We start from the raw sequence: 25,920 nt of genomic DNA, 5'->3' as shown, positions 1-25,920 counted from the left end.
GAAATTTTCGACTGTTTTTTCTTTCTCTTACGAATAACTTAAGAGAGGAGAAAATATGGAAGCAATTATCGAGAAAATCAAAGAATATAAAATCATTGCCATCTGTGCTTGTTTGGGTATGGGCTTAGGAGGCTTTTTCCTGCTAAAGCCAAGTTCACAAACATCTATGAAAGAAACGAATTTGCAGGCTGAAGTTGCAGCCGTTTCAAAGGATTCATCGTCTGAAAAAGAAGTGAAGAAGGAGGAAAAGGAAGAATCTACTGAACAAGATCTAATCACAGTGGATGTCAAAGGTGCCGTTAAATCGCCAGGAATTTATGATTTGCCAGTTGGCAGTCGAGTTCATGATGCTGTTCAGAAAGCTGGTGGATTGACAGAGGAGGCAGATAGCAAATCGCTAAATCTCGCTCAGAAAGTCAGTGACGAGGCTCTTGTCTATGTTCCAACTAAGGGAGAAGAAGCAGCTAGTCAGCAGGCTGCCTCTGGAACGACTCCTTCAACAAGTAAAGAAAAGAAGGTCAACCTCAATAGAGCTAGTCTGGAAGAACTCAAGCAGGTCAAAGGCTTGGGAGGAAAACGAGCTCAGGATATTATCGACCATCGCGAGGCAAATGGCAAGTTCAAGTCGGTTGATGAACTAAAGAAAGTTTCTGGCATTGGCGCAAAGACCATAGAAAAGCTAAAAGATTATGTCACAGTGGATTAAGAATTTTCCTATCCCCCTAATCTACCTGAGCTTTCTGTTGCTCTGGCTTTACTATGCCATTTTTGGAGTGTCCTATCTAGCACTGCTAGGTTTTGTTTTTTTGCTCATCTGTCTCTTTTTCCAATTTTCTTGGAAATCGGCTGGTAAAATTTTAGCGATTTGTGGAGTTTTTGGATTTTGGTTTTTGTTTCATAACTGGCAACAGACACAAGCTAATCAAAACCTAATGGATTCTGTTGAGAGGGTACGGATTTTACCGGATACTATCAAAGTCAATGGAGATAGTCTGTCCTTTCGGGGCAAGGCTGACGGCCGTACCTTCCAAATTTACTATAAACTCCAGTCCGAGGAAGAGAAAGAGCAATTTCAAGCCTTGACAGACCTCTATGAGATAGAACTGGAAGGAAAACTGTCAGAGCCAGAAGGCCAGAGAAATTTTGGTGGATTTGACTACCAAGCCTATCTGAAAACTCAAGGGATTTACCAGACACTGACTATCAAGAGCATCCAGTCACTTAAAAAAGTTAGCAGTTGGGATATAGGTGAAAACCTATCGAGTCTACGTAGAAAGGCTATTGTTTGGATTAAGAGCCATTTTCCCGACCCTATGCGTAACTACATGACGGGGCTCTTGCTGGGACATCTGGATACGGACTTCGAGGAGATGAATGAGCTCTATTCCAGTCTTGGAATTATCCATCTCTTTGCCTTGTCGGGTATGCAGGTGGGTTTCTTTATGGATGGTTTTAAGAAACACCTCTTGCGATTGGGCTTGACTCAAGAAAAGTTGAAGTGGCTGACCTATCCCTTTTCCCTTATCTATGCAGGTCTGACAGGATTTTCAGCATCGGTCATTCGTAGTCTCTTCCAAAAGTTACTGGCCCAACATGGCTACAAGGGTTTGGACAATTTTGCCTTGACGGTGCTTGTTCTCTTTATCATCATGCCCAACTTTTTCCTAACTGCAGGAGGAGTCTTGTCCTGCGCCTACGCCTTTATCTTGACCATGACTAGTAAAGAAGGCGAGGGGCTCAAGGCTGTTGCCAGAGAAAGTCTGGTCATTTCCTTGGGAATATTGCCCATTCTTTCCTTTTATTTTGCAGAATTTCAGCCTTGGTCAATTCTTTTAACATTTGTCTTTTCCTTTCTTTTTGACTTGGTTTTCTTACCACTTTTGTCTATCTTGTTTGCCTTTTCTTTTGTCTATCCTGCCGTTCAATTTAACCTTATCTTTGAGTGGTTGGAGGGCGTCATTCGCTTGGTTTCACAGCTAGCAACTAGGCCCTTGGTCTTTGGACAACCCAACGCATGGCTTTTGATTCTTCTCTTAGTTTCATTAGCCTTGGTCTATGACATGAGGAAAAACATCAAAAGACTAGCAGGATTCAGTCTCTTTATCGTAGGACTCTTTTTCTTGACCAAGCATCCGCTGGAAAATGAAATCACCATGCTGGATGTAGGGCAGGGAGAAAGCATTTTTCTAAGGGATGTAACTGGGAAAACCATTCTCATAGATGTGGGTGGAAAGGCAGAATCCGACAAAAAAATCCAAGCTTGGCAGCAAAAGTCGACGGCTAGCAATGCCCAGCGAACCTTGATTCCCTATCTTAAAAGTCGTGGAGTAGACAAGATTGACCAGCTGATTTTGACCAACACAGAGAAAGAGCATGTTGGAGATTTACTAGAGGTGACCAGGGCTTTCCAAGTCGGGGAGATTTTAGTATCAAAAGGAAGTTTGACACAGAAAGAATTTGTGGCAGAACTACAAGCGACTCAAACCAAGGTACGCAGTGTGACAGGGGGGGAGAATTTACCGATTTTTGGCAGTTACTTAGAAGTCCTATCTACAAGGAAGATGGGAGATGGAAGTCATGATGATTCTCTTTTTCTTTATGGGAGGCTTTTGGATAAGCACTTTCTCTTTACTGGAAACTTGAAGGAGAAGGGAGAAAAGGATCTTCTAAAGCAATACTCTACCTTAGAGGTGGATGTCTTAAAAGTCGGTCAACATGGTTCTAAAACCTCATCAAATCTAGCTTTCCTAGAAAAACTCAAACCAGAAATTACTCTCATTTCAGTTGGAAAGAACAATCGTACGAAGCTACCCCATCAGGAAGCCTTGACACGACTGGAAACTATCAATAGTAAAATTTACCGAACTGACCAGAACGGAGCTATTCGCTTTAAAGGTTGGAAAAGTTGGCAAATCGAAAGTGTTCGTTAGGAAGAAAAGTGTTATATATTAGTAAAATAAACTAAAATCTGTTGCATTATAGCAATAAAAACGATATAATGAAAGCGTCTTCGATACTAATGATACAAATGCAATGATAACCATGAAAAATCAGTAAAAGTCGCTTTATTTGCTAGTTTGTTATCTATTGGTCTTTTTCAGTCAAGTGCATCTGCTGTAACAGTCACTAAAAGTTACCGGTATGATTGGAATACCGCTTTGGAGAATAGTATGAATTATCACAACCATCAATACATTTCTATCCCATCATGGTCTCGTTATAAAGGCTACGATGAGTATAAAATTGGCGAAGGATGGAATTACTATCGTTATGAAGTCATAAACTACTACAGCGGAGGTTATTAATCGTTAAAGAGTAAAAAAAGGAGGGCTGTATATGATAACTCTTACTCATGTTACCTTAAAAACGCGACAAGTCATCTTGCAAGATGCGGATTTTACCTTTAAAAAGGGTAGGATTTATGGCCTTCTTGCTATCAATGGCTCAGGAAAGACAACCCTGTTCCGCGCCATTAGCAACTTAATTCCAATAAGTAGTGGAAATATCGCAGTCCCTCCTTCTTTATTTTATTATGAAAGTGTTGAATGGCTGGATGGAAACTTAAGTGGGATGGACTACCTTCGTCTTATCAAAAACATCTGGAAGTCAGAACTGAACTTGATGGATGAAATTAATTACTGGGAAATGTCTGACTATATCAGCCTTCCCATCCGTAAGTATTCCTTAGGCATGAAGCAACGCTTGGTGATTGCCATGTATTTCCTCAGTCAGGCGAAATGCTGGCTCATGGATGAGGTAACAAATGGTTTAGACGAGTATTATCGACAGAAGTTTTTTGATAGATTGGCACAAATCAATAGGCAAGAACAGCTGGTTCTTTTGAGTTCTCACTACAAAGAGGAGTTAGTGGAGATTTGCGATAGCATGGTAACCATTCGTCAGGGTCAGATAGAAGAGGTTCCGTTATGAAAGATATTAGCCTATTTTTGTTAAAGAAAGTTTTCAAAAGTCGCTTAAACTGGATTATCTTAGTTTTATTTGTTTCAGCTCTTGGTATTACCTTTTATTTCAATAGTCGGACTGCAAACTCAGTCAGCTTGGAGACTAGGTTGGAAACTCATCTTGTAGCCAACGAGAGAGCTATCAATGAAAATGAAGAGAAGCTCTCCCAAATGTCTGACACCAGCTCGGAGGAATACCAGTTTGCTAAAGAAAATTTAGACTTGCAAAAAATCTTTTGACGCAAAAGAAAGAAATTCTGACTCTATTAAAAGAAGGACGCTGGAAAGAAGCCTATTATTTGCAGTGGCAAGCTGAAGAAAAGAGTTATGAAATTGTATCAAAGGAACCGACTTCTAGCTCTGACTTAAAAATGGCGGTTGACCGCGAACGAAAGATTTACCAGGCCTTGTATCCCTTGAATATAAAGGCACACAGTTTAGATTATCCGACACATGGGATTGATCAGATTGTCTGGATTTTAGAGGCTATCATTCCAAGCTTGTTTGTGATTGCTATTATTTTCATGCTAACACAATTGTTCGCAGAAAGATATCAAAATAATCTGGATACAGCTCAGTTATATCCTTTTTCAAAAGTGACATTTGCCATGTCCTCTCTTGGAGTTGGGATGAGCTATGTAACCGTGCTGTTTATCGGAATCTGTGGATTTTCTTTTTTAGCGGGAAGTCTGATAAGTGGTTTTGGACAGTTAGATTATCCCTACCCAATCTATAGCTTAACGAATCAAGAGGTAACTATTGGAAAAATACAAGATGTGTTATTTCCTAGCTTGCTCTTAGCTTTCTTAGCCTTTATCGTCATTGTGGAAGTCGTCTACTTGATTGCTTACTTTTTCAAGCAAAAAATGCCTGTCCTCTTTCTTTCTCTCATTGGGATTGTTGGCTTATTGTTTGGTATCCAAACGATCCAGCCTCTTCAGAGTATTGCACATCTGATTCCCTTTACTTACTTGCGTTCAGTAGAGATTTTATCTGGAAGATTACCTAAGCAGATTGATAATGTAGATCTAAATTGGAGCATGGGGATGGTCTTACTTCCTTGCCTGATTATCCTTTTGTTAGTGGGTATTCTATTTATCGAAAGATGGGGAAGTTCACGTAAAAAGGAAGATTTTAATAGGTCTTAGCATTCCTATACGGAAGGTGAGGAAAAAACTAACACAAGGAGGGAACCAAGTAGGTTCTCTCTTTTTGATGCGGACATCAAGAAGAATCAAGAATAAAACAGAAAGTTTTTCGAAAAAATGACTTTTTATCTTGACAAGGGATAGAAAACTTGGTATCATATAAAAGTTGAGAAAAGCAGAAGTGAGAGCTTCTCGCCTTGTGACATCAAGTTGCCTGGCCCTACGGATGAAAAGTTTCTAAGAAACGCTATCATAACGTGCGGGCTTGTATCATTACGAGTCCGCTCTTGTTTTTCTCTAATAATAAAAAAGAGGTGAAAACCATAGCAAAGCAAGACTTATTCATCAATGATGAAATTCGTGTACGTGAAGTTCGCTTGATCGGTCTTGAGGGAGAACAGCTAGGCATTAAGCCACTCAGCGAAGCGCAAGCATTGGCTGATAGTGCAAATGTTGACTTAGTATTGATTCAACCCCAAGCAAAACCGCCTGTTGCTAAAATTATGGACTACGGTAAGTTCAAATTTGAGTACCAGAAGAAACAAAAAGAGCAACGCAAAAAACAAAGCGTTGTGACCGTGAAAGAAGTTCGTTTGAGCCCAGTTATCGATAAGGGTGATTTCGAAACGAAACTTCGCAATGCTCGCAAGTTCCTTGAAAAAGGGAACAAAGTTAAGGTATCCATTCGCTTTAAAGGGCGTATGATCACCCATAAAGAGATTGGTGCAAAAGTTTTAGCCGAGTTTGCTGAAGCAACACAAGATATTGCGATCATCGAACAACGAGCTAAGATGGATGGACGCCAAATGTTCATGCAGTTGGCGCCAGCAACTGACAAAAAATAATTGTCAGAAAGTTAAATAAAGGAGAAAAAATCATGCCAAAACAAAAAACACACCGCGCATCAGCTAAACGTTTCAAACGTACAGGTTCTGGTGGACTTAAACGTTTCCGTGCTTACACTTCTCACCGTTTCCACGGAAAAACTAAGAAACAACGTCGTCATCTTCGTAAAGCATCTATGGTGCATTCAGGAGATTTCAAACGTATCAAAGCAATGCTTACTCGCTTGAAATAATAGCCTGACAGTAAGTAAACAATTCTAGGAAATATTTGGAGGAAATAAAACATGGCACGTGTTAAAGGTGGCGTTGTATCACGCAAACGTCGTAAACGTATTCTTAAATTAGCAAAAGGTTACTATGGAGCTAAACACATCTTGTTCCGTACTGCAAAAGAACAAGTAATGAACTCTTACTACTATGCATACCGTGACCGTCGTCAGAAAAAACGTGACTTCCGCAAATTGTGGATCACTCGTATCAACGCGGCAGCTCGTATGAACGGACTTTCATACTCACAATTGATGCATGGTTTGAAATTGGCTGAGATCGAAGTAAACCGTAAAATGCTTGCTGACTTGGCTGTTAACGATGCAGCAGCTTTCACAGCTCTTGCAGATGCAGCGAAAGCAAAACTTGGTAAATAATAACAAACTGTTTCATTCTTACTCTTGTGGTTTTTACCGCTTGAGTAAGGTGGAACTTTTTTGTTTTCCTTAAATGATTTTCTATTTTATAGAGTAAATCACAGATTTTTTCAAAGAAAATAGGATATTTCTTGTATAATAGGAATAACTAAAAAGATTTGGAGTTAGAAGAAGATGATAGTAGGTATTGATTTAGGAACGACGAATTCTTTGGTAGGAGTTTATCAAGATGGTCAAGTCAAGCTGATCCCCAACGCTTTTAGTGAGTATTTGACGCCTTCTGTTGTGGCCTTGGATGACAATGATGAGATTATAGTTGGGAAAATTGCCAAGGAACGTTTGGTGACTCATCCAGACAAGACGGTTTCTCAGTTCAAGCGTTTTATGGGGACTAAACATGAATTGACCCTAGGAAATCGAGCATATAAGGCTGAAGAATTAAGCTCTTTTATCATTCGAAAGTTGGTAGATGATGCAGAGACCTATCTTGGAGAAAAGGTCGAGGAAGTGATTGTCAGTGTACCAGCCTATTTCAACGATGCTCAACGCTATGCGACCAAACTAGCAGGGAAATTTGCTGGAGTTCAGATTGATCGGATTATCAATGAACCCTCTGCAGCTGCACTTGCTAAAAGATCTATGGCCAATCAAGAAGATCAATCTTTTATTGTAGTCGATTTTGGTGGTGGCACTCTGGATATTTCAGTTGTAGAGCTATTTGATAACATCGTTGAAATCGTGTCAATCGCAGGGGACAATCGCTTGGGGGGAGAAGACTTTACTGCGGCTATTGCAGAGGAATTTTTAGCCTCCAATCAATTAACCAAGGATACTATTTCCCGTGAATTTTATAGCAAAATTTTGGTACAGGCTGAAAAGACAAAGCTGGAACTGAATGATAAAGAAGAAGTGAAGATGACAGTGATGGACCAAGATCAGGAATACTTTTTAGACTTGAGCTACCAGCGCTTTTACGAGCTTTGTCAACCGCTGCTGGCTCGTGTTAAGGCTGTTTTGGACCGTGCCTTGATGGATGCACGCTATAGCTATGTGTCATCTGATAATTTTGTTCTTGTTGGTGGGACTTCTAAACTCCGCTTGGTTCAGGACTTTTTATCCTACTGTATCAATCAAACGGTTCAGGTATCTGATGATCCTGATCGGATGATTGCGAGAGGTTGTGCCCTCCTAGCAGGAATCAAAGAACGTCAGGGTGAGATACGAGATTTATTACTGTCTGATATTTGCCCTTTTACACTGGGGATTGAGATAGTTGGAGACCGTTTTTCGCCGATTATTGAGCGAAATTCAACCCTACCTGCTTCACGCATCGAGCAGTACTATACGGCTGAACTGGGACAGAGCCAAGTCAAGATAAAGGTCTATCAAGGTGAGATGATGAAGGCATCACAAAACCTGTTTCTAGGAGAATTAGAAGTTCCCGTCCCTGTGAATACTAGAGTAAATGAAAGTTTCACAGTTCGTTTTACCTATGATTTAAATGGAATCTTGGATGTAGAAGTCAAAATTGATTCAACACAGGAAGTCTTTAGTCATGTTATTCTCCAAGATAGTGTTACTCTGACAGAAAAGGAAATCAAGGCTAAGCAAGCAGAGTTGACTCGCTATAAGATCAATGCTCAAGAAACAGAGGTTTATCGTTTCTTGATGGAGAAAGCAAATCGTGTGTACAGTATGCTCTTGGGGAGAAGAAGAGATGAGCTAATGGCTGAAACTAGACGATTTGAAGAAGAGGTCAGTCAAGCATCTGTTTATCATTTGCCAAAACTCTATCAATCATTTTCAAACTATTTAGACTTCCTAGAGCGAGGACTGTAAAAGAGGAGACCTTATGAATATATGGGAAACTTTAGGGATAGAGCCAACGACTGACGTCAAGCTTATTAGAAGGCGTTATGCTGAACTGGTTCGGCTCTATCACCCAGAAGACCAACCAGAAATTTACCAAGAAATTGTCGAAGCGTACCAAAAAGCCTTGACTTATGCGAGGTCTAGAAACACAAGACCAGAAAATAGTCTAAGAAAAGCGAGTGACTCTCAAGAAGCTGCTGAACTTGAAGAAGAGGCGAATGAAAAGCCTAACTCTAGTCTCAATTTTGAAAACTTGACTGAAGAAACGAAGACTGAGAACGAAGAGTCTGAAAGATCTAGTCTTGAATTCAGTGATTATCAGCAATCAACTGATAAAACCAGCGATTCCTTTAACTTTGAAACCTTTAAAGCAGAAGAGGATGAGCCAAAGTCTACCCATAATTTTACTGACTATGATGAGGAAACTAGGTTAAACGGTAACTCTGAAGAGAGTGCTAAGAGTACTCTCAACTTTGAAACTTTTGGTGATGATGAGGGCAAAAGGCAAGAAGAAACAAGCAAGTCTACCCTTGATTTTAGCGGTTATAATGACGCAACCTATTTGATTCGAAATGCGATTGAAAGTATTGTTGGGAATGACGGTTATAACCAAGAGGAACAAGAGCATCTGTGGCGTCAGTTCTTTCATCAGTATCAATATGATATGGACATTGTTCAATCCGTTTTAGAGGAAATGGATGTTTATATTTTCAACAAATCGGAACAATTTTCTATCGTCATTCCTTTGCTGGAAGACTATGTACCCGACTTTCGATACTGGGGATATTACTATAAACTGAAGCATTGGAAGGTTAAAAGAGCTACTGCAAACAAAAATGGAGAACCTCTAGAAGCTGCGAAAAAAGAAACTGCTAAATTGTATGCTTCTTATCGTTTATGTCAAGCAATCCTTGAAGATTCCCAAAGAGCTAATCAGATGGGGACTTGGATAAATTTTTTCAGTCAATCATTTTCTCCTAATACTGTCCTTTTTCTCTTGAATAGCAGTAAACAAATAATTACTAGCGTTCCAGTTTTAACCTTTATCTTGGAGAAGATTGAACCAGAGATGAGAGAGGAGGATAAAAAAGCCTATGATGAGCTTGTGGTTTACTTAGATGAATTAAATTCAAATACAGATGAACCATTCGATATTCACCGTTATAATCTTCTAGATCCATCGGAGGTTGAGGAAAAACTATATCTCTTAGTCTATAGTCCATATCAAGATGAATACAATCTTTTACGTGATTGGCAATATCTTTTTGAATCAGTCAAAGATCACACTCTCCTACTTGATTTGTTAGAAAAGGTGGACGTCTATCCTTTAACCAATGCGAAAGTGTTAGCTCTCGTTCTTCAATTTGTAGAGCGTTACAGTGATGAGGAATCAAATCCTTACCTGAAAAAACTCCATTTCTGGAAGAGTATCCATTCTTATCCTTCAGTGGTAGAGGAGTATGCACTTAACAAAAAAGAAAATTTTGATTACTGGTACAATGAAGGTTATCTTTATATAGATAAACTCACTAAGAACGATGAAGATATCAATGATTGGGAAAAGTGGAGAAGCTACTTTAAAGGAAGACCACGCATTCTAACGATTTTGCTTCAACAAATCTATAAGGAGTACCATCGGTTTACAGATGGCAAGCTCTTGAGATATGTTTTGGCTCCTTTTCCTACTTCTAAAATGGCTCCCCAAATGATGACGGAGGAGACAGACCAGAAACTAGAAGAGATGACGACTTATGCCTATGAACTTAGTCATCCGAAGGCCAAGCTCTCTTATTTGGATTGGAAAAAAAGACAGGTCTTTAAAAATAAGTTTCTTCAGGTTTTCTTTGGCCTCTTTACGATTGTAAGTTTGCTACTTAGTGTTCTAGAGCGACCGGGTTATAATTCATGGGTTCATGCGGGTATGTTTTCACTCTTTTACGTCTATATGCTAAAATTAAGGCAAACACCGATTGAGGAGGGAGTGACTGCTAGGGGGGAAAAACGGAAATTCTACTACAGCCCCCATCCATGGTTCCTATTAATCTTGTTATTGACCCTCGTCATTCCATCCTTACCGTTTGGTCTCATTGGTGCCCTTATGTTCATTACATTTTTCAGCTTCATCGATGGTTTCCAAGTGAGTCAGGGGCTGAAGTGGGATTATTCTTTGGATAAGCTGATTCCTATCGGTATCTTTCTTTCTGCTGGCTTTCTTTCTGCTTTGGTAAATCAAAGCCAGACTATTTCAGGAGTTGCCATAGCTTACTTCCATATTTTTGCAATCCTTGTGATTTGCTTATCTTTTACAAGATTTAGTCCTGGATTTCCACCATCTCTTAAGAAAATTTTCATACCAGCAATCTTGGGGCTCCTACTCTTTCAAACGTTGCCTTACATTCACAGCCGTTTAGATATCTTTGATCCAACTATTCTACGAAATGAAACTCTGGCTATAACTGTTATCCTCTTGTTAAATGGAGTTGCCTTGTCTTATTTTACAAAGGATCAAGGCTTCATGATTGGTGTGAAGAAGGTCTTTATGATTTATGGATTGCAGATCTTTATTTTCCTAAGAAGACTGTTCCGAATCCTATTCGCACCAAATTCAGTTTTCGGTAATAACTATCATTACAAAGACTTACTAATCATAAACAGCGAATTTGCTTTCTACTTCCTCGAGGGACTTTTTATCCTTATCATACTTTTCCTTATTGGCAATATACGCAAGGAAAATCGTAAAAGTGCTTCTTAGAATGAAAGCGTAGAGAAGAGGACTCTAGTTCAAGTTTCTAGTAAATTTTCCTGAATAAAGGTATAATAGAACTATTCAAATGAAAGAGGTAATGAAAATGGCTTCAAAAATGCTACACACTTGCTTACGAGTAGAAAACCTTGAAAAATCAATCGAATTCTATCAAGATGCTTTTGGTTTTAAAGAATTGCGTCGCAGAGATTTTCCAGACCATGCCTTCACGATTGTCTATCTAGGACTTGAGGGGGATGACTACGAGTTGGAGTTAACCTATAATTATGATCACGGTCCTTATGTGGTAGGAGATGGCTTCGCCCATATCGCCCTCAGTACACCTGACCTTGAGGCCTTACATCAAGAACATAGCGAGAAGGGCTATGAGGTGACAGCCCCTAATGGACTTCCAGGAACTCAACCAAACTATTACTTTGTCAAAGATCCTGACGGTTACAAGGTCGAAGTCATTCGTGAAAAATAATCCAGTAAGGTCAAGTAGAATGTTCGTTTTCTACTTGACTTTTTTTCTTTGAAAGAGTATACTAATACAAATTTAACCTTTAAGGGGAGTCCAGAGAGACTCACAAGGTGTCAGATAAAAGGGATAGGGGACTCTCTATGGAGACTTTTTAAGTGTGCACATGAGTTCTGTCCTATCTCGACTGAGACCTTGCATTAGCAAGGTTTTTTCTTTATCTGATCCCCTTAAAATTTAAGGAGGAAAATCATGAATCCCACATGTAAGAAGCGTTTGGGTGCGATTCGTTTAGAAACCATGAAGGTGGTTGCACAGGAGGAAATTGCGCCAGCAATCTTTGAATTAGTCTTAGAAGGAGAAATGGTTGAAGCGATGCGAGCAGGCCAATTTCTACATTTGCGTGTGCCTGATGATGCCCATCTCTTACGCCGTCCTATTTCAATTTCGTCTATCGATAAGGCAAACAAGCAGTGTCACCTTATTTATCGGATTGAGGGGGCTGGGACAGCTATTTTTTCAACATTAGGTCAGGGAGATACTCTTGATGTGATGGGGCCTCAGGGAAATGGGTTTGACTTGTCTGATTTAGACAATCAGAGCCAAGTTCTCCTCGTTGGTGGGGGGATTGGTGTTCCACCCTTGCTTGAGGTGGCCAAGGAATTGCATGCGCGTGGGGTGACAGTAGTGACAGTCCTCGGTTTTGCGACTAAGGATGCTGTTATTCTCGAAACCGAATTGGCCCAATATGGTCAGGTCTTTGTTACGACAGATGATGGTTCGTATGGTATTAAGGGAAATGTGTCAGTTGTCATCAATGAATTAGAAAATCAGTTTGATGCTGTTTACTCATGTGGGGCTCCAGGAATGATGAAGTACATCAATCAAAGATTTTATGACCACCCAAGAGCCTATCTATCTCTAGAGTCTCGTATGGCTTGCGGGATGGGGGCCTGCTATGCCTGCGTTCTAAAAGTGCCAGATAGTGAGACGGTCAGCCAACGCGTCTGTGAAGATGGTCCTGTTTTCCGTACAGGAACAGTTGTATTATAAGGAGAAAGTCATGACTACAAATCGTTTACAAGTTTCTCTCCCGGGCTTGGACTTGAAAAATCCTATCATACCAGCATCTGGCTGTTTTGGTTTTGGACAGGAGTATGCCAAGTACTATGATTTAGACCTTTTAGGCTCCATTATGATCAAGGCGACGACACTAGAACCCCGTTTTGGAAATCCAACTCCCAGGGTGGCAGAAACACCTGCCGGTATGCTCAATGCAATCGGTCTGCAAAATCCTGGTTTAGAAGCTGTTTTAGCTGAGAAGTTGCCTTGGCTGGAAAGAGAGTATCCTACGCTTCCCATCATCGCAAATGTTGCAGGCTTTTCAAAACAAGAGTACGCTGCCGTTTCTCGAGGAATTTCCAAGGCAGCAAATGTAAAAGCGATCGAGCTCAATATCTCTTGTCCGAATGTGGATCACGGCAATCATGGACTTTTGATTGGGCAAGATCCTGATTTGGCCTACGAAGTGGTAAAAGCAGCTGTGGAAGCCTCTGATGTGCCAGTTTATGTTAAGTTAACCCCTAGTGTAACGGATGTTGTCACTATTGCTAAAGCCGCAGAAGATGCAGGAGCAAGTGGCTTAACCATGATCAATACCCTTGTCGGTATGCGCTTTGACCTTAAAACCAGAAAACCAATCCTAGCCAATGGAACGGGTGGGATGTCTGGTCCAGCAGTTTTTCCAGTAGCCCTCAAACTCATCCGTCAAGTCACCCAAACAACAGACCTGCCCATCATTGGAATGGGGGGAGTGGATTCGGCTGAAGCCGCTTTAGAAATGTATCTGGCTGGTGCCTCTGCCATCGGAGTTGGAACAGCTAACTTTACCAATCCTTATGCCTGTCCTGATATCATCGAACATTTACCAAAAGTCATGGACAAATATGGCATTAGCAGTTTGGAAGATCTCCGTCAGGAAGTCAAAGCCAGTCTGAGATAAGCTAGGTCTTCCTTATCGTCAACAAGAAATAGAATCTTCATCAATTTGTAATATTTCCGTTGGTTAACTATGTTACAATAGGGTTTAGAAAATGTATATAGTTTTTTACTAAGGAGAATAAAATGAAGAAGATACTACTTGCAAGTACTGTTGCTCTCTCTATAGCAGGATTTGCAAAATCGGCAGTGTATGCCGAAGAGTCTCAAGTTACAAAAAAAACTCAGACAACAGATGTAGTTGAGAAAAAAGAAGAGTCTGCTCCGAATAAAGAAGAGTCTGCTCCGAAAAAAGAAGTTCCCCGAGTTGATACTAGGAAAGAGTCAGTTGTAAAAGAGAAAGATCCCGCTAAAGAAGATTTATCAAATAAGGAAAAAGATAGGGAAAGCAAAAAAGAAGGTTGGCTGAAGGAGCAGGGAAGTTGGCGCTTTTATGAAAATAATCAACCTGTCTTAGACTGGAAACAAATCGATAACAAATGGTATTACTTCAATAAAGAAGGTGTTATGATTAGTAATATTATAATCGATGATTATCTTATTCAAGACAATGGTGCTTTGGCAGAAAATACATGGGTAAAAATTTCTGACAAGTGGTACTATGCTACAGCTTCTGGAAAAATTCTCCGTAATAAATGGGAAAAAATCGCTGGTATTTGGTATTACTTTGATAAAGAAGGCATCATGGTAACTAATACTTTAGTTGGTGATTATCTTATCCAAAATAGTGGTGCTCTTGCAGAAAATACATGGGTAAAGATTTCTAACAAGTGGTACTATGCTACAGCTTCTGGGAAAATTTCTCGTAATAAATGGGAAAAAATCAAAGGGATATGGTACTATTTTGATACTGATGGTGTAATGCTAAGTAATCAGTGGAAAACAGATTACTATCTAAAAGACAGTGGTGCCATGGCAGAAAAAGAATGGATATTTGATAATTCATACAATAGTTGGTTTTATTTAAAAACAGGAGGGGCTTATGCTTCTCGAGAATGGAGTGGCTCATATTACCTTAAAACAGGTGGATATATGGCCAAAAATGAGTGGATTTTTGATAAAGATTATGATGCTTGGTACTATCTAAAAGAAGATGGTATGTATGTGACAGGTACTTTTAATATTAAAGGTAAAGAGTATTCTTTTCAAAACAATGGAAAGTGGATTTCAGAATCTAAATATTACAAAGTGAAACCTATCACTGCATATGTATATAGTAGTTCGGGAGAAAAATTAAGCTATGTATCAAAAGGAACAATTGTCTCGCTTGGAGATACTCAATCTACGAAAAACACCCAAATACCAGTGAATATTTCTGGACTTTCGGGTTTCATGAATAAAAGTGATTTGACAGCAGTGGATGAAGGAAGCGAGTTTATCCCTCATTATACTAGTGATGGGAAATTCCTCTACCATGAACTCTCTCCTTATACGAGTATCAAAGTAGCTCCACATACATCTGCTATGGTTATTGGTAAGAAGTACTACTCAACTGATGGAGAGCATTTTGATGGCTTTACGGTTAAAAATCCTTTCCTCTTTAAAAACTTGAGAGAGCCAAGTAATTATAGTGCAGCTGAGTTGGATAAAGTTTATTCTGTTATGAATATTCAAAATAGTCCTCTAGCGGGGAAAGGAGCGACTTTCAAAGAGGCTGAAGAACGTTACGGTGTCAATGCCCTTTACTTGATGGCTCATAGTGCCCTTGAAAGTGCTTGGGGTCGCAGTCAAATTGCCAGAGATAAGAACAATTTCTTTGGTATTGCGGCTTATGATACTAGCCCTTATCTCTCAGCCAAGAGCTTTGATGATGTGGACAAAGGAATTCTCGGTGCGGCCAAGTGGATTCGTGAGAATTATATCGACTACGGCAGAGACCACCTTGGAAACAAGGCAACAGGAATGAATGTTCGCTATGCTTCCGATCCTTACTGGGGAGAGAAAATAGCCAGCATCATGATGACCATCAATAGTAGACTTGGTGGGAAAGACTAATCAAAAAAATCAACGGTAACTACTGAAAAAGTGGTTATCGTTTTTGTTTTGGACACGCGAGAAAAATAGTATAATAACAGTTTCTTTATTGTTGAATAATTAGCAAAATGATAGTAAAATGTAGAAGGAAGTATTAGTATAGTTATTATACAAAATAAAGGAGTTTATTATGAAAAAGTTGCTCACCCTTTCACTTGCCTTACTTTCAGTAACAACACTTGTTGCTTGTTCTGGTCATAAGGTAGAACAAGCGGTTCCAGAAGAAAAAGTCGAACAGAAGCAAGTCAAATTCGATGAAAAGTTGTTTAAAGAAGCTGGACTCTTGCCTTTTAAAAATGAAAAGCAGCTAGAACTTGGAGAATTGGATTCCAAATCACGCGCGACGTTTGCTCATATTCAACTCAAGGACAGCGATGAGCCAACTGAGAAGAGAGAGCCTAAGATAAGTTATAACCCAGTTGGTTGGCTTTTACTATGGAGATGGTTCTAAAAAGGCTTGGTTAATGAATCGAGGCCATTTGATTGGGTACCAATTTAGTGGATTGAATGATGAAAAGAAAAACTTGGTTCCGATGACTAACTGGCTCAATGCTGGAAATTATTCTGGAACAGATGACCAAAACCAAAGTGGTATGCTTTATTATGAAAATCGGTTGGACTCTTGGTTGGCCAATCACCCAAACTACTATCTTGACTACAAGGTGACCCCGATTTATCAAAAGGACGAATTGATTCCAAGACAGATTGAGTTGCAGTATGTGGGAATTGATGAAAATGGCAAACTCTTGGAAATCAAGTTAGGTGGTAGTAAGGAAAAGGTTGATCAGTATTCTGTGACGCATGTTATTCTAGACAATGTTTCAGCTAATGCGGAAATCAATTATTTGGATGGTACTGCTAAAAATACAGTTGAAGATGCAAAGATAAAAGAAGAAAAAGAAAAGGCTAAGAAGGAAGCTGAGGAAAAATCCAAGAAAGAGGCTAAAGAAAAAGAAGCAGCTGAAAAGAAAGCGAAAGAGGAAGAAGAAAAAGCACGTCAGGCTGCACAAGAAAAAGAAGAAAGTCAGAAATCAAACTCGCAATCAAAAAATTCAGGTGGCTACTTTAGGGATAGAAACGGAAGATGGCACAGACCAAATGGTAAATTTGCTTCCAAGAAAGAAATTAGAGAAGCCGGATTGCAGTGGTAGGAAGAATTTAGTGGATATACAGTCAAAAAGCCGTTGGAAAACGGTTTTTTGTTATAATTAAATTAAGAATGTAGCATTAAAGGAGAAGAACATGACATTTGAAGAAATCTTGCCTGGATTAAAGGCTAAGAAAAAATATGTACGAACTGGTTGGGGAGGGGCTGAAAACTATGTGCAGCTTTTTGATACCATCGAGCAAAACGGGGTTGCACTTGAAGTGACACCTTATTTCCTCATCAACGTGTCTGGAGAAGGGGAAGGGTTTTCGATGTGGAGTCCGACACCTTGTGATGTTTTGGCGACGGATTGGGTAGAAGTGCATGACTAAACGTGTATTGATTACGGGAGTAAGTTCAGGGATCGGTCTAGCTCAAGTTCGCCTCTTTTTAGAGAATGACTATCAAGTTTATGGTGTAGACCAAAGAGAAAATCCACTCCTACAGGGTGATTTCCACTTTTTACAGAGAGATTTAACTCTTGACTTGGAACCAATTTTTGACTGGTGTCCTCAAGTTGATATTCTTTGTAATACAGCGGGAGTGTTGGATGACTACAAGCCTTTACTAGAACAATCAGCGAAGGAAATTCAAGAGATTTTTGAAATCAACTATGTGACTCCAGTTGAGATGACACGGCATTATTTGACACAAATGTTGGAAAATAAAAAAGGAATCATAATCAATATGTGTTCGATTGCCTCAAGCCTAGCAGGAGGTGGTGGTCACGCCTATACTTCCTCTAAGCATGCCCTGGCTGGCTTTACCAAGCAGTTGGCACTAGACTATGCTGAAACTGGGATTCAGGTCTTTGGTATCGCTCCAGGAGCAGTAAAAACTGGAATGACCGCAGCTGACTTTGAGCCAGGTGGACTAGCTGACTGGGTAGCTAGTGAGACACCCATCAAACGTTGGATTGAGCCAAGTGAAATTGCTGAAGTTAGTCTCTTTTTAGCAAGTGGAAAAGCAAGCGCCATGCAGGGACAAATCCTAACGATTGATGGAGGATGGAGCTTGAAGTAGCATAGTTGCTATTCTGTAAATATGTGGAGGTAAACTATGAAAAGAGATGAATTTGGATTTGTCTTGCCCAATCTCTACTATCAGTTTTTAACGGAGTGGAAAGAGATTGACCCCTTTGAAATTGGAGATACAGGTATCTGTTTGTATGCTAAGGAGGATCTTCAAGAGCGTAATGAGACTTATCAGATTGAGGAAGTAGAGCCAGATTATTTTATGATTGGACAGGAAGGAGATTTGGCCTGCTTTATCGAGAAAAATGCTGATGATTGCATTTATGAAAATGACTTGGGTGCTTTTGGCTCCTTGGAAATACAAAAAGTTGCTACAAACGTCTATGACTTTATTGACAAGATTTTAGAGGAAGGATTGTAAAAATGGGAGGGAGAAATCATGTTTAGGGTGCTAGATGCAGATTCGCCGATTTCAAAAGAAGAACTTTTACAATTTGAGGAGTTTCTTGGAAAGAAATTGCCGGAAGCTATGAAGGATTTTTATCTCAAGTACAACGGTGGGCAACCCCAGGTAATAGGTGTCCACGATGACCGTCATCTCTTTCCTTTCAATTCCTTTAATTCAGTAGGGGAGATGAGAAATTCTCTTACATGGTTTGACGATGAGGTTGTGCCTGAAGGATTTAAGGCAATAGACCTTCTCCATTTTGCCTATGATCCTGGATCTGGCAACTATGCTCTTTCCTTAAGGGAAGAGGATTATGGAAAGGTTTACTTCTATGTTTTAGAAGAAAAAGCTGAGTTGTATGGTCAATGGCCATCTTTTGAGGATTTTTTGAATTCCTTTGTTGAAGAGTGATACGAAAAAAGGAGAAGGGATGCGGAAATACCAAGAACTTTCACTAGAGCAGATAATCGAGCAAATGCGCGTGGACGAGTCTTCTTCAGATGATTTTTGCCTCTATGGCAAGGAGGATGGAGAGCTAGCACTAGATAGGCTCTATTTGGTATCAGATTATCCGGATGTCGTAGAAGACCGTGATGTCTACCCGACGGATGTAGTGGAGCAAAGTCTTCAACTAGTCTACTATGGAGAGCAGTTGTTCGATGTTCTCTCGGTTGCACTTGAGGAAAAGCCAGATGCAAGTCTCCAAGACTTGGTTGAGGCTTTGAATTATTATCATCAGCACGATAGTTTCATGCCATTTGAACCCTAGTTACAAACATAGAATGTTGCAGTCCATTGACAATATAAAAAGAAGTTAAGAAATGATAGATTACGAAAACATAAATGAAAAAATTTCCCCCTTTAACTTGCTTGTATATGATGAGGATCCTCAAAATGTTCGCGGATCGCTCATTTATTACCCTGATGGAGAATATAGACAGGAAGTGTTTGACACTCGAGAAGAGGAGGGATTTGAAGGAAATGGCTACGATTGGGCATCCTTGGCTTTGGTATTTTTGGAGGAAAAAATGCCGGAATTAAGCGATGCTATCGACTTTGATCCTGAAGGAAGTATGTTTTGTGCCTATTCTTCCAAGGTAGATGCCTTGTCTAAATTTGCTCAGGGTTTTAAAGAGTTTTGCGATGATATTGAAGCTATGAAAGACTTGTTCAGTAGAGCAGAGTTGGATTAATTAACTAAAATAGTTTTAAAATTTTTGAGAAGATAATAGAAAGGAATTCAGATGAAGCTATCAGAAGTAGTTGAGCTAGTGGAAAATCATCCAGACCTACATCTCTATATAGATAAAATTTTAAAAAAGCGTAAAAAGACTCAAGCTGGCTATCTCGAATCACTGAGTCATCTGGCCTATTTACTTTATCTGGATGGTCAAGAGGAAACGGCTAATGAATTATTAGATAGGATCATACAGGTTCCATTTGAAGGGAATCATAACACCTGGACCTTTGTTGACAGTTCTCTGGTTTTATTGGCCTATCTGGAAAGAGAAAAAGAAAATCAGGTACTTGTCTATAAAAAACTTCTTTTATCTCCGCTAGAACAAGGGGAGGAATCCACTCAAAAAATAAGAAGGAGAGTTCATCAGAGATTTTTGAATGGCGATAGCTTAGAGCAAAAGCTTGAAAAAATCGAGCAAGCTCTAAGTCCTGAATCAGAAATGGAACGTCGTCTGCTATACTTGGCAGATTTATTGAAGATTCACCTTTTTATTGATGAGTCAACTTGTGAAGAGACAGATATCCAGACAAAAATCGAAGAGAATATGGAGATACTAAAGAAGTATATCAAGGAGCATGAAATCTATAGCCTCTTTCCTTTTAAAGGATAAGGTGAGGTAGCAATCTTGGATTGTTAGAAAGAGTAGGAAATGGAAATCAAAAAACACTTTGGTGTTTATGGCGTTTGCCTTGAGAATGGGAAATTGCTTTGCATTGAGAAAACAAGAGGACCTTATCAACATCGTTTTGATTTACCTGGTGGTAGTCAAGAACTAGGTGAGGGGTTGACAGAAACTCTCAAGAGAGAAGTTCTGGAAGAGACAGGATATGCTCTTAGCGATTATTCAAACCCTAGAATCTATGATGTGTTGGTTCAAGAAGAAGGGCAAGATTTCGCAGTACACCATATCATGGCTTTTTATGATGTGGTGCTCGATTTCGGGAGCTCTCAAAAATCTCTTCCTCATGAAGTTCTTGATGGAAGTAATGATTCAGTAAATGCAATTTGGCTTCCTATCGAGCAGATGACCGAAGAAAATGCCTCACCCCTAGTATTAAAAGTTAAGGCAGAGTTAGGAGGATTTCCAGAATTGGACAAGACCTCTTACATGAATTGGAAGGTAAAAGAAAAGCAGGAGAAGAAATGACACCGCAAGAAATGTGGAATAAATACAAACAAATCAATCCCTTGATCGGAGATGAAATCGATGCCTGGACTTTTGGAGTGGAAGCCGATCTCTTGGCAGATTTGGTTTTAAAAGGTGAAAAGACGGCAACTGCATCAGCCTATGATCTTTATGCAGTTGATAACGAACTCCTGCCACAAGAAGGGACCTTTGATGTCATTTTAGATAGTCAAGATCGGGCTGTCTGTATTATCGAAATTACAAAGGTTTCCGTTCAGCCTTTTCATCAAGTGTCAGCTGACCATGCCTTCAAGGAAGGGGAAGGTGACAAATCTTTAGCCTATTGGCGTCAGGTTCATGAGGACTGTTTCGTCGAGTGGCTGAGAGAAGCAGGTCTGACTTTTACACCTGATAGTAAGGTTGTATTAGAAGAATTTCGCAAGGTCTACCCTCAGTAGACTACTAGAAGGAAGAAAGTTTTGGAAATCGCCGTCCAATCCTTTTTTCTTAAGCAAAACATGATATAATAAGTTTGTTTGAAGAAGAGCTCTAGCTCTTAAACTTAGATAGGAGAAAACTATGCAAGCAGTTGAACATTTTATTAGCAAATTTGTTCCTGAACATTATGATTTATTTTTAGACTTGAGTCGTGAGACCAAGACGTTTTCTGGTAAGGTGACCATCACTGGTCAAGCGCAGAGCGACCGTATTTCCCTTCACCAAAAAGACTTGGGAATCGCTTCTGTAGAAGTTGTGGGTCAAGCGCGTCCATTTACTGTTGACCATGAAAATGAAGCCCTTCATATCGAACTGACTGAGGCAGGTCAAGTTGAATTAGTCATTGCTTTTTCAGGAAAAATTACAGACAACATGACAGGGATTTACCCTTCTTATTACACTGTTGATGGAGTGAAGAAGGAAGTCTTGTCTACTCAGTTCGAGAGCCACTTTGCGCGCGAAGCCTTCCCATGTGTGGATGAGCCAGAAGCTAAAGCAACTTTTGACCTTTCTCTACGTTTTGACCAAGCGGAAGGTGAAGTGGCCTTGTCGAACATGCCAGAAATCGATGTGGAAAACCGTAAGGAAACAGGTATCTGGAAGTTTGAGACAACACCTCGCATGTCATCTTATTTGTTGGCTTTTGTCGCTGGTGATTTGCAAGGGGTAACCGCTAAAACGAAGAATGGTACTCTCGTAGGTGTCTACTCAACCAAAGCTCATCCACTTTCTAACCTTGATTTCTCTTTGGACATCGCAGTTCGCTCAATCGAGTTCTACGAAGATTACTACGGAGTTAAATATCCAATTCCTCAATCTCTCCACATCGCCCTTCCTGACTTCTCAGCAGGTGCTATGGAAAACTGGGGTCTTGTCACTTACCGTGAAGTTTACTTGATTGTCGATGAGAACTCAACCTTTGCCAGCCGTCAACAAGTTGCCCTAGTTGTAGCACATGAGTTGGCTCACCAATGGTTTGGTAACCTCGTGACTATGAAATGGTGGGATGACCTCTGGCTCAATGAAAGCTTTGCTAACATGATGGAATATGTCTGTGTCGATGCCATTGAGCCAACTTGGAATATCTTTGAAGACTTCCAAACAGGTGGTGTTCCAGCGGCACTTAAACGCGATGCGACTGATGGCGTTCAGTCTGTTCACGTTGAAGTCAAACACCCGGATGAAATCAATACTCTCTTTGACGGAGCTATCGTCTATGCCAAAGGAAGCCGTCTCATGCACATGCTTCGTCGTTGGCTCGGCGATGCTGATTTTGCTAAAGGTTTGCATGCCTACTTTGAAAAGCACCAATATGGAAATACCATTGGTCGTGACCTATGGAATGCCCTTGGTCAAGCTTCAGGTCGTGATGTTGCAGCTTTCATGGATTCTTGGTTGGAACAGCCTGGTTACCCAGTTCTCACTGTCAAAGTTGAAAATGATGTCTTGAAGATTTCGCAAAAACAATTCTTTATCGGTGAGCACGAAGATAAGAACCGTCTCTGGGTGGTGCCACTCAACAGCAACTGGAAAGGCCTGCCAGATACACTCGAAACTGAAAGTATCGAAATCCCTGGCTACGCAGCTCTTCTTACTGAAAATGACGGAGCTCTTCGTCTCAACACTGAAAATACTGCCCACTACATTACAGACTATCAAGGAGACTTGTTAGAAGCTGTTCTTGCTGAGCTAGAGACACTAGATAACACAAGCAAACTGCAAATCGTCCAAGAACGTCGTTTACTTGCTGAAGCAGGACACATTTCTTATGCAGACTTGCTTCCAGTCCTTGATAAACTTGCTAAGGAAGAGTCTTATCTGGTGGTTTCAGCTGTTTCTCAAGTGATTTCTGCCCTTGAGCGCTTTATTGATGAAGGAACAGAAACTGAGAAAGCCTTTAACCGTCTGGTTGCTAAATTGGCTCGTCATAACTATGCCCGTCTTGGTTTTGAAGCCAAAGATGGTGAATCGGATGAAGACGAATTGGTTCGTCAGTTGGCTGTTTCTATGATGATTCGCTCAAATGATGCAGAAGCTAGTCAAGTCGCTAGTCAAATCTTTGCAGCTCACAAGGAAAATCTTGCAGGACTTCCAGCAGCAATTCGTGCTCAAGTGCTCATCAATGAAATGAAACACCATGAGACTAAGGACTTGGTCGCAACTTATCTGGACCTCTACACTCATGCGACGGATGCGGTCTTCAAACGCCAGTTGGCAGGAGCTCTTGCATACAGTACAGATGCGGACAATATCCAAACCTTGATCGGCTCATGGAAAGATAAATTTGTGGTGAAACCACAAGACTTGTCTGCTTGGTATTACCAGTTCCTAGATCATCAAACAACTCAAGAAACTGTTTGGGTATGGGCGCGTGAAAACTGGGATTGGATCAAGGCAGCTCTTGGTGGGGACATGAGCTTTGATAGCTTTGTTATCCTACCTGCCCATGTATTTAAGACAGAGCAACGCTTGGCAGAGTACAAGGAATTCTTTGAACCACAACTCTCTGACCTTGCTCTTAGCCGAAACATCCGTATGGGAATCAAGGATATCGCAGCGCGTGTTGACTTGATTAAGCGTGAGAAAGCAGCAGTCGAAACTGTTGTAGCCCAATATGCCAAAGCTTAATTCGTTCAAAATGTAAACAAAAACTCAACTTTCTATCTGAAAAGAAGAGAGAGTTGAGTTTTTTTTAAGGCAATTTTGGTATAATAATCATAATAAGGAGGAGTTTCTGATGATAAAAATCTTATTAGTAGAAGATGACCTAGGTCTGTCAAACTCAGTATTTGACTTTTTAGATGATTTTGCAGATGTCATGCAGGTCTTTGATGGAGAAGAAGGTCTCTACGAAGCTGAAAGTGGCGTCTATGACTTGATTCTGCTTGACCTCATGTTACCTGAAAAAAATGGCTTCCAAGTCTTGAAAGAATTACGTGAAAAAGGAATTACAACCCCTGTCCTTATCATGACCGCTAAGGAAAGTTTGGATGACAAGGGTCATGGATTTGAATTGGGTGCGGATGACTACCTCACCAAACCTTTCTATCTAGAAGAACTCAAAATGCGGATCCAAGCCCTTCTCAAACGTTCAGGTAAGTTTAACGAAAACACCTTGACCTATGGGGATATTGTCGTCAACCTTTCAACGAATGAGGTTAAGGTGGAAGACACGCCTGTGGAACTACTCGGAAAAGAGTTTGAGTTATTGGTTTATTTCCTTCAAAATCAAAATGTTATTCTTCCTAAGACGCAAATTTTTGACCGTCTATGGGGATTTGATAGCGATACGACGATTTCCGTTGTAGAAGTCTATGTTTCAAAAGTTCGTAAGAAATTGAAGGGGACAGCCTTTGCTGAAAATCTTCAAACCTTGCGTAGTGTCGGGTATATATTAAAAGATGTTCAATAAACTAAAAAAAACATGGTATGCGGATGATTTCAGCTATTTCATTCGAAACTTCGGAGTGTTCACCCTGATTTTCTCTGCTATGACCTTGATTATCCTTCAGGTCATGCACTCGAGTCTCTACACCTCTGTAGATGAAAAACTACAAGCCCTTAGTAGTAGTCCTCAAGCGGTTATCCAGTTAGCCCTGAATCGGGCCACCGAAGAGGTCAAGGATATTCAACCCGCAACAGCGGATGCCAGCAAGGCTGAAATCAAGACCAATGTTAGCTCTAATACAGAAGTTTTGCTTTTTGATAAGGATTTTAACCAACTCTTACTGGGCAATCGCTTTTTAGGCTTGGACAAGATCAAGCTGGACAAGAAAGAGTTGAATCACATTCGCCAAATCCAAGTTGTCAATAGCTATGGTCAGGAAGAAACCTACCGAATGGTCTTGATGGAAACCAATTCATCCACTGTTTCAAGTAATGTCAAATATGCGGCGGTTTTAATCAATACCAGCCAGCTTGAGCAAATCAGCCAAAACCACGAGCATTTAATTGTTGTAGTTATGGCTAGTTTCTGGCTCCTGTCTTTAATTGCCAGTGTTTACCTGGCACGTGTCAGTGTCAAACCTCTGCTGGAAAGTATGCAAAAGCAGAAGTCCTTTGTTGAAAATGCGAGTCACGAACTGAGAACGCCTTTGGCCGTTTTACAAAATCGTTTAGAGACTCTCTTTCGAAAACCAGAGGCAACGATTATGGAATCCAGCGAAAGCATTGCTTCTAGTCTTGAAGAAGTTCGCAATATGCGCTTCCTCACGACCAATCTTCTCAACCTTGCACGTCGAGATGATGGAATCAAACCAGAAATAGCAGAAGTTTCTCCACAATTCTTTAAAACAACCTTTGCCAACTATGAGTTGATTGCTTCTGAAAATGATCGTGTTTTCAACTATGAAAATCGAATTTATCGTCCATTCATGACCGATCAGTTGCTCCTAAAACAGCTCATGACCATCTTGTTTGATAATGCCATCAAGTATACCGAAGAAGATGGAAAGATTGAGTTTGTGGTCCATGCTACGGATCGCCACCTCTATCTATCCGTAACGGATAATGGAATTGGGATCTCAGCTGCCGATAAGAAGAAAATCTTTGACCGTTTTTACCGTGTAGACAAGGCGAGAACCCGTCAGAAAGGTGGGTTTGGTCTGGGACTATCTTTGGCCAAGCAGATCGTAGATGCCTTACGAGGAACGATTACCGTTAAAGATAACAAGCCTAGAGGAACAATTTTTGAAGTTAAGATTGCTATTCAATCTCCTCCCAAACGTAAGAATAAATAAAAAGACAGTTTTAAAACTGTC

The 25,920-nt window shown here is 40.2% G+C and carries 25 protein-coding genes, 2 pseudogenes and 1 other annotated feature; all 27 genes and pseudogenes read left to right on the top strand.

What is annotated here, in order from left to right:
* Positions 1 to 55: 55 nt before the first annotated feature.
* The 27 genes and pseudogenes from STO1_RS05970 (at position 56) to STO1_RS05840 (ending at position 25,899) form a co-directional block, all read left to right on the top strand.
* Positions 56 to 706, top strand: a complete 651-nt coding sequence (locus STO1_RS05970; RefSeq protein ID WP_061587623.1) for a helix-hairpin-helix domain-containing protein — start codon at positions 56 to 58, stop codon at positions 704 to 706.
* On the top strand, positions 690 to 2,930 hold the full coding sequence (locus STO1_RS05965) for a DNA internalization-related competence protein ComEC/Rec2 (RefSeq protein WP_096422408.1): 2,241 nt from the start codon (positions 690 to 692) through the stop codon (positions 2,928 to 2,930). The genes STO1_RS05970 and STO1_RS05965 overlap by 17 nt, the downstream gene beginning before the upstream one ends.
* Before the next feature lie 147 nt (positions 2,931 to 3,077).
* Positions 3,078 to 3,305 (top strand): hypothetical protein, encoded by a 228-nt coding sequence (locus tag STO1_RS09920; protein ID WP_061588099.1) that lies wholly within the window; start codon positions 3,078 to 3,080, stop codon positions 3,303 to 3,305.
* Positions 3,306 to 3,336: 31 nt separating this feature from the next.
* Positions 3,337 to 3,930 (top strand): ABC transporter ATP-binding protein, encoded by a 594-nt coding sequence (locus STO1_RS05955; protein ID WP_061588100.1) that lies wholly within the window; start codon positions 3,337 to 3,339, stop codon positions 3,928 to 3,930.
* A pseudogene (locus STO1_RS05950) lies at positions 3,927 to 5,110 on the top strand (hypothetical protein). Before STO1_RS05955 ends, STO1_RS05950 begins: the two are co-directional and overlap by 4 nt.
* Before the next feature lie 167 nt (positions 5,111 to 5,277).
* Positions 5,278 to 5,409 (top strand) — a sequence feature (ribosomal protein L20 leader region).
* 15 nt (positions 5,410 to 5,424) lie between these two features.
* Positions 5,425 to 5,955, top strand: a complete 531-nt coding sequence (infC, locus tag STO1_RS05945) for a translation initiation factor IF-3 (protein WP_007521573.1) — start codon at positions 5,425 to 5,427, stop codon at positions 5,953 to 5,955.
* Positions 5,956 to 5,987: 32 nt separating this feature from the next.
* A complete protein-coding gene (rpmI, locus tag STO1_RS05940; RefSeq protein ID WP_001125942.1) occupies positions 5,988 to 6,188 on the top strand; it encodes a 50S ribosomal protein L35 in 201 nt (66 codons plus the stop codon).
* A gap of 51 nt (positions 6,189 to 6,239) precedes the next feature.
* Positions 6,240 to 6,599 (top strand): 50S ribosomal protein L20, encoded by a 360-nt coding sequence (rplT, locus tag STO1_RS05935; RefSeq protein WP_000124834.1) that lies wholly within the window; start codon positions 6,240 to 6,242, stop codon positions 6,597 to 6,599.
* A 174-nt stretch (positions 6,600 to 6,773) separates the two neighbouring features.
* Positions 6,774 to 8,438, top strand: a complete 1,665-nt coding sequence (locus STO1_RS05930) for a molecular chaperone HscC (protein WP_045616949.1) — start codon at positions 6,774 to 6,776, stop codon at positions 8,436 to 8,438.
* A 13-nt stretch (positions 8,439 to 8,451) separates the two neighbouring features.
* Positions 8,452 to 11,223 (top strand): J domain-containing protein, encoded by a 2,772-nt coding sequence (locus tag STO1_RS05925; RefSeq protein WP_096422406.1) that lies wholly within the window; start codon positions 8,452 to 8,454, stop codon positions 11,221 to 11,223.
* A 97-nt stretch (positions 11,224 to 11,320) separates the two neighbouring features.
* Positions 11,321 to 11,701 (top strand): lactoylglutathione lyase, encoded by a 381-nt coding sequence (locus STO1_RS05920; RefSeq protein ID WP_007521580.1) that lies wholly within the window; start codon positions 11,321 to 11,323, stop codon positions 11,699 to 11,701.
* Between the two features lie 246 nt (positions 11,702 to 11,947).
* A complete protein-coding gene (locus STO1_RS05915) occupies positions 11,948 to 12,748 on the top strand; it encodes a dihydroorotate dehydrogenase electron transfer subunit (protein ID WP_096422404.1) in 801 nt (266 codons plus the stop codon).
* Entirely contained in the window at positions 12,711 to 13,697 is a 987-nt protein-coding gene (locus tag STO1_RS05910; RefSeq protein ID WP_172843644.1) for a dihydroorotate dehydrogenase, read from the top strand. The genes STO1_RS05915 and STO1_RS05910 overlap by 38 nt, the downstream gene beginning before the upstream one ends.
* A gap of 122 nt (positions 13,698 to 13,819) precedes the next feature.
* Positions 13,820 to 15,688 (top strand): glucosaminidase domain-containing protein, encoded by a 1,869-nt coding sequence (locus STO1_RS05905; RefSeq protein WP_045616951.1) that lies wholly within the window; start codon positions 13,820 to 13,822, stop codon positions 15,686 to 15,688.
* A 169-nt stretch (positions 15,689 to 15,857) separates the two neighbouring features.
* Positions 15,858 to 16,878: pseudogene (locus STO1_RS09965) on the top strand (DNA/RNA non-specific endonuclease).
* Positions 16,879 to 16,969: 91 nt separating this feature from the next.
* Positions 16,970 to 17,206, top strand: a complete 237-nt coding sequence (locus tag STO1_RS05895) for a DUF2829 domain-containing protein (protein WP_000141913.1) — start codon at positions 16,970 to 16,972, stop codon at positions 17,204 to 17,206.
* Entirely contained in the window at positions 17,199 to 17,897 is a 699-nt protein-coding gene (locus tag STO1_RS05890; protein ID WP_007521593.1) for a 3-oxoacyl-ACP reductase, read from the top strand. Before STO1_RS05895 ends, STO1_RS05890 begins: the two co-directional genes overlap by 8 nt.
* A gap of 36 nt (positions 17,898 to 17,933) precedes the next feature.
* Positions 17,934 to 18,269 carry a hypothetical protein gene (locus tag STO1_RS05885; RefSeq protein ID WP_045616953.1) on the top strand — a complete coding sequence of 112 codons (336 nt, stop codon included), beginning with the start codon at positions 17,934 to 17,936 and terminating at the stop codon, positions 18,267 to 18,269.
* An 18-nt stretch (positions 18,270 to 18,287) separates the two neighbouring features.
* On the top strand, positions 18,288 to 18,707 hold the full coding sequence (locus tag STO1_RS05880; RefSeq protein ID WP_061588103.1) for an SMI1/KNR4 family protein: 420 nt from the start codon (positions 18,288 to 18,290) through the stop codon (positions 18,705 to 18,707).
* 19 nt (positions 18,708 to 18,726) lie between these two features.
* Complete coding sequence (locus tag STO1_RS05875) at positions 18,727 to 19,065, top strand: DUF7716 domain-containing protein (protein ID WP_007521599.1); 339 nt, start codon at positions 18,727 to 18,729, stop codon at positions 19,063 to 19,065.
* A 52-nt stretch (positions 19,066 to 19,117) separates the two neighbouring features.
* Positions 19,118 to 19,489, top strand: coding sequence for an Imm51 family immunity protein (locus STO1_RS05870; protein WP_007521602.1), 372 nt, complete (start codon positions 19,118 to 19,120; stop codon positions 19,487 to 19,489).
* Between the two features lie 51 nt (positions 19,490 to 19,540).
* Positions 19,541 to 20,146, top strand: coding sequence for a DUF6707 family protein (locus tag STO1_RS05865; RefSeq protein WP_096422400.1), 606 nt, complete (start codon positions 19,541 to 19,543; stop codon positions 20,144 to 20,146).
* Between the two features lie 39 nt (positions 20,147 to 20,185).
* On the top strand, positions 20,186 to 20,683 hold the full coding sequence (locus STO1_RS05860) for an NUDIX hydrolase (protein WP_007521606.1): 498 nt from the start codon (positions 20,186 to 20,188) through the stop codon (positions 20,681 to 20,683).
* The gene (locus STO1_RS05855; protein ID WP_061588106.1) at positions 20,680 to 21,120 is read left to right on the top strand and encodes an ASCH domain-containing protein; all 441 of its coding nucleotides are present in this window, start codon (positions 20,680 to 20,682) and stop codon (positions 21,118 to 21,120) included. Before STO1_RS05860 ends, STO1_RS05855 begins: the two co-directional genes overlap by 4 nt.
* A 121-nt stretch (positions 21,121 to 21,241) precedes the next feature.
* Positions 21,242 to 23,788: a M1 family metallopeptidase gene (locus STO1_RS05850; RefSeq protein ID WP_096422398.1), complete on the top strand. Its 2,547-nt coding sequence runs from the start codon at positions 21,242 to 21,244 to the stop codon at positions 23,786 to 23,788.
* A gap of 109 nt (positions 23,789 to 23,897) precedes the next feature.
* Positions 23,898 to 24,572, top strand: a complete 675-nt coding sequence (gene ciaR, locus STO1_RS05845) for a two-component system response regulator CiaR (RefSeq protein ID WP_000590630.1) — start codon at positions 23,898 to 23,900, stop codon at positions 24,570 to 24,572.
* The gene (locus STO1_RS05840; protein ID WP_007521609.1) at positions 24,562 to 25,899 is read left to right on the top strand and encodes a sensor histidine kinase; all 1,338 of its coding nucleotides are present in this window, start codon (positions 24,562 to 24,564) and stop codon (positions 25,897 to 25,899) included. The genes ciaR and STO1_RS05840 overlap by 11 nt, the downstream gene beginning before the upstream one ends.
* Positions 25,900 to 25,920: the final 21 nt, after the last annotated feature.

The sequence above is a fragment of the Streptococcus oralis subsp. tigurinus genome, assembly GCF_002356415.1.
Taxonomy (GTDB): domain Bacteria; phylum Bacillota; class Bacilli; order Lactobacillales; family Streptococcaceae; genus Streptococcus; species Streptococcus oralis_F.
Note: the sequence above shows the minus strand (reverse complement) of the source record. Positions and strands in the feature narration are given on the sequence as shown.

What these genes read in the sequence shown, in the direction of transcription:
- STO1_RS05905 (WP_045616951.1), top strand. Translation starts at nt 13,820, where the DNA reads ATGAAGAAGATACTACTTGCAAGTACTGTTGCTCTCTCTATAGCAGGA.
- STO1_RS05840 (WP_007521609.1), top strand. Translation starts at nt 24,562, where the DNA reads ATGTTCAATAAACTAAAAAAAACATGGTATGCGGATGATTTCAGCTAT.
- STO1_RS05970 (WP_061587623.1), top strand. Translation starts at nt 56, where the DNA reads ATGGAAGCAATTATCGAGAAAATCAAAGAATATAAAATCATTGCCATC.
- STO1_RS05955 (WP_061588100.1), top strand. Translation starts at nt 3,337, where the DNA reads ATGATAACTCTTACTCATGTTACCTTAAAAACGCGACAAGTCATCTTG.
- STO1_RS05860 (WP_007521606.1), top strand. Translation starts at nt 20,186, where the DNA reads ATGGAAATCAAAAAACACTTTGGTGTTTATGGCGTTTGCCTTGAGAAT.
- STO1_RS05880 (WP_061588103.1), top strand. Translation starts at nt 18,288, where the DNA reads ATGTTTAGGGTGCTAGATGCAGATTCGCCGATTTCAAAAGAAGAACTT.
- STO1_RS05885 (WP_045616953.1), top strand. Translation starts at nt 17,934, where the DNA reads ATGAAAAGAGATGAATTTGGATTTGTCTTGCCCAATCTCTACTATCAG.
- STO1_RS05890 (WP_007521593.1), top strand. Translation starts at nt 17,199, where the DNA reads ATGACTAAACGTGTATTGATTACGGGAGTAAGTTCAGGGATCGGTCTA.
- STO1_RS05850 (WP_096422398.1), top strand. Translation starts at nt 21,242, where the DNA reads ATGCAAGCAGTTGAACATTTTATTAGCAAATTTGTTCCTGAACATTAT.
- STO1_RS05925 (WP_096422406.1), top strand. Translation starts at nt 8,452, where the DNA reads ATGAATATATGGGAAACTTTAGGGATAGAGCCAACGACTGACGTCAAG.
- STO1_RS05915 (WP_096422404.1), top strand. Translation starts at nt 11,948, where the DNA reads ATGAATCCCACATGTAAGAAGCGTTTGGGTGCGATTCGTTTAGAAACC.
- STO1_RS05870 (WP_007521602.1), top strand. Translation starts at nt 19,118, where the DNA reads ATGATAGATTACGAAAACATAAATGAAAAAATTTCCCCCTTTAACTTG.
- rpmI (WP_001125942.1), top strand. Translation starts at nt 5,988, where the DNA reads ATGCCAAAACAAAAAACACACCGCGCATCAGCTAAACGTTTCAAACGT.
- rplT (WP_000124834.1), top strand. Translation starts at nt 6,240, where the DNA reads ATGGCACGTGTTAAAGGTGGCGTTGTATCACGCAAACGTCGTAAACGT.
- STO1_RS05875 (WP_007521599.1), top strand. Translation starts at nt 18,727, where the DNA reads ATGCGGAAATACCAAGAACTTTCACTAGAGCAGATAATCGAGCAAATG.
- STO1_RS05895 (WP_000141913.1), top strand. Translation starts at nt 16,970, where the DNA reads ATGACATTTGAAGAAATCTTGCCTGGATTAAAGGCTAAGAAAAAATAT.
- STO1_RS05910 (WP_172843644.1), top strand. Translation starts at nt 12,711, where the DNA reads ATGGTCCTGTTTTCCGTACAGGAACAGTTGTATTATAAGGAGAAAGTC.
- ciaR (WP_000590630.1), top strand. Translation starts at nt 23,898, where the DNA reads ATGATAAAAATCTTATTAGTAGAAGATGACCTAGGTCTGTCAAACTCA.
- STO1_RS05920 (WP_007521580.1), top strand. Translation starts at nt 11,321, where the DNA reads ATGGCTTCAAAAATGCTACACACTTGCTTACGAGTAGAAAACCTTGAA.
- STO1_RS05855 (WP_061588106.1), top strand. Translation starts at nt 20,680, where the DNA reads ATGACACCGCAAGAAATGTGGAATAAATACAAACAAATCAATCCCTTG.
- STO1_RS05965 (WP_096422408.1), top strand. Translation starts at nt 690, where the DNA reads ATGTCACAGTGGATTAAGAATTTTCCTATCCCCCTAATCTACCTGAGC.
- STO1_RS05865 (WP_096422400.1), top strand. Translation starts at nt 19,541, where the DNA reads ATGAAGCTATCAGAAGTAGTTGAGCTAGTGGAAAATCATCCAGACCTA.
- STO1_RS05930 (WP_045616949.1), top strand. Translation starts at nt 6,774, where the DNA reads ATGATAGTAGGTATTGATTTAGGAACGACGAATTCTTTGGTAGGAGTT.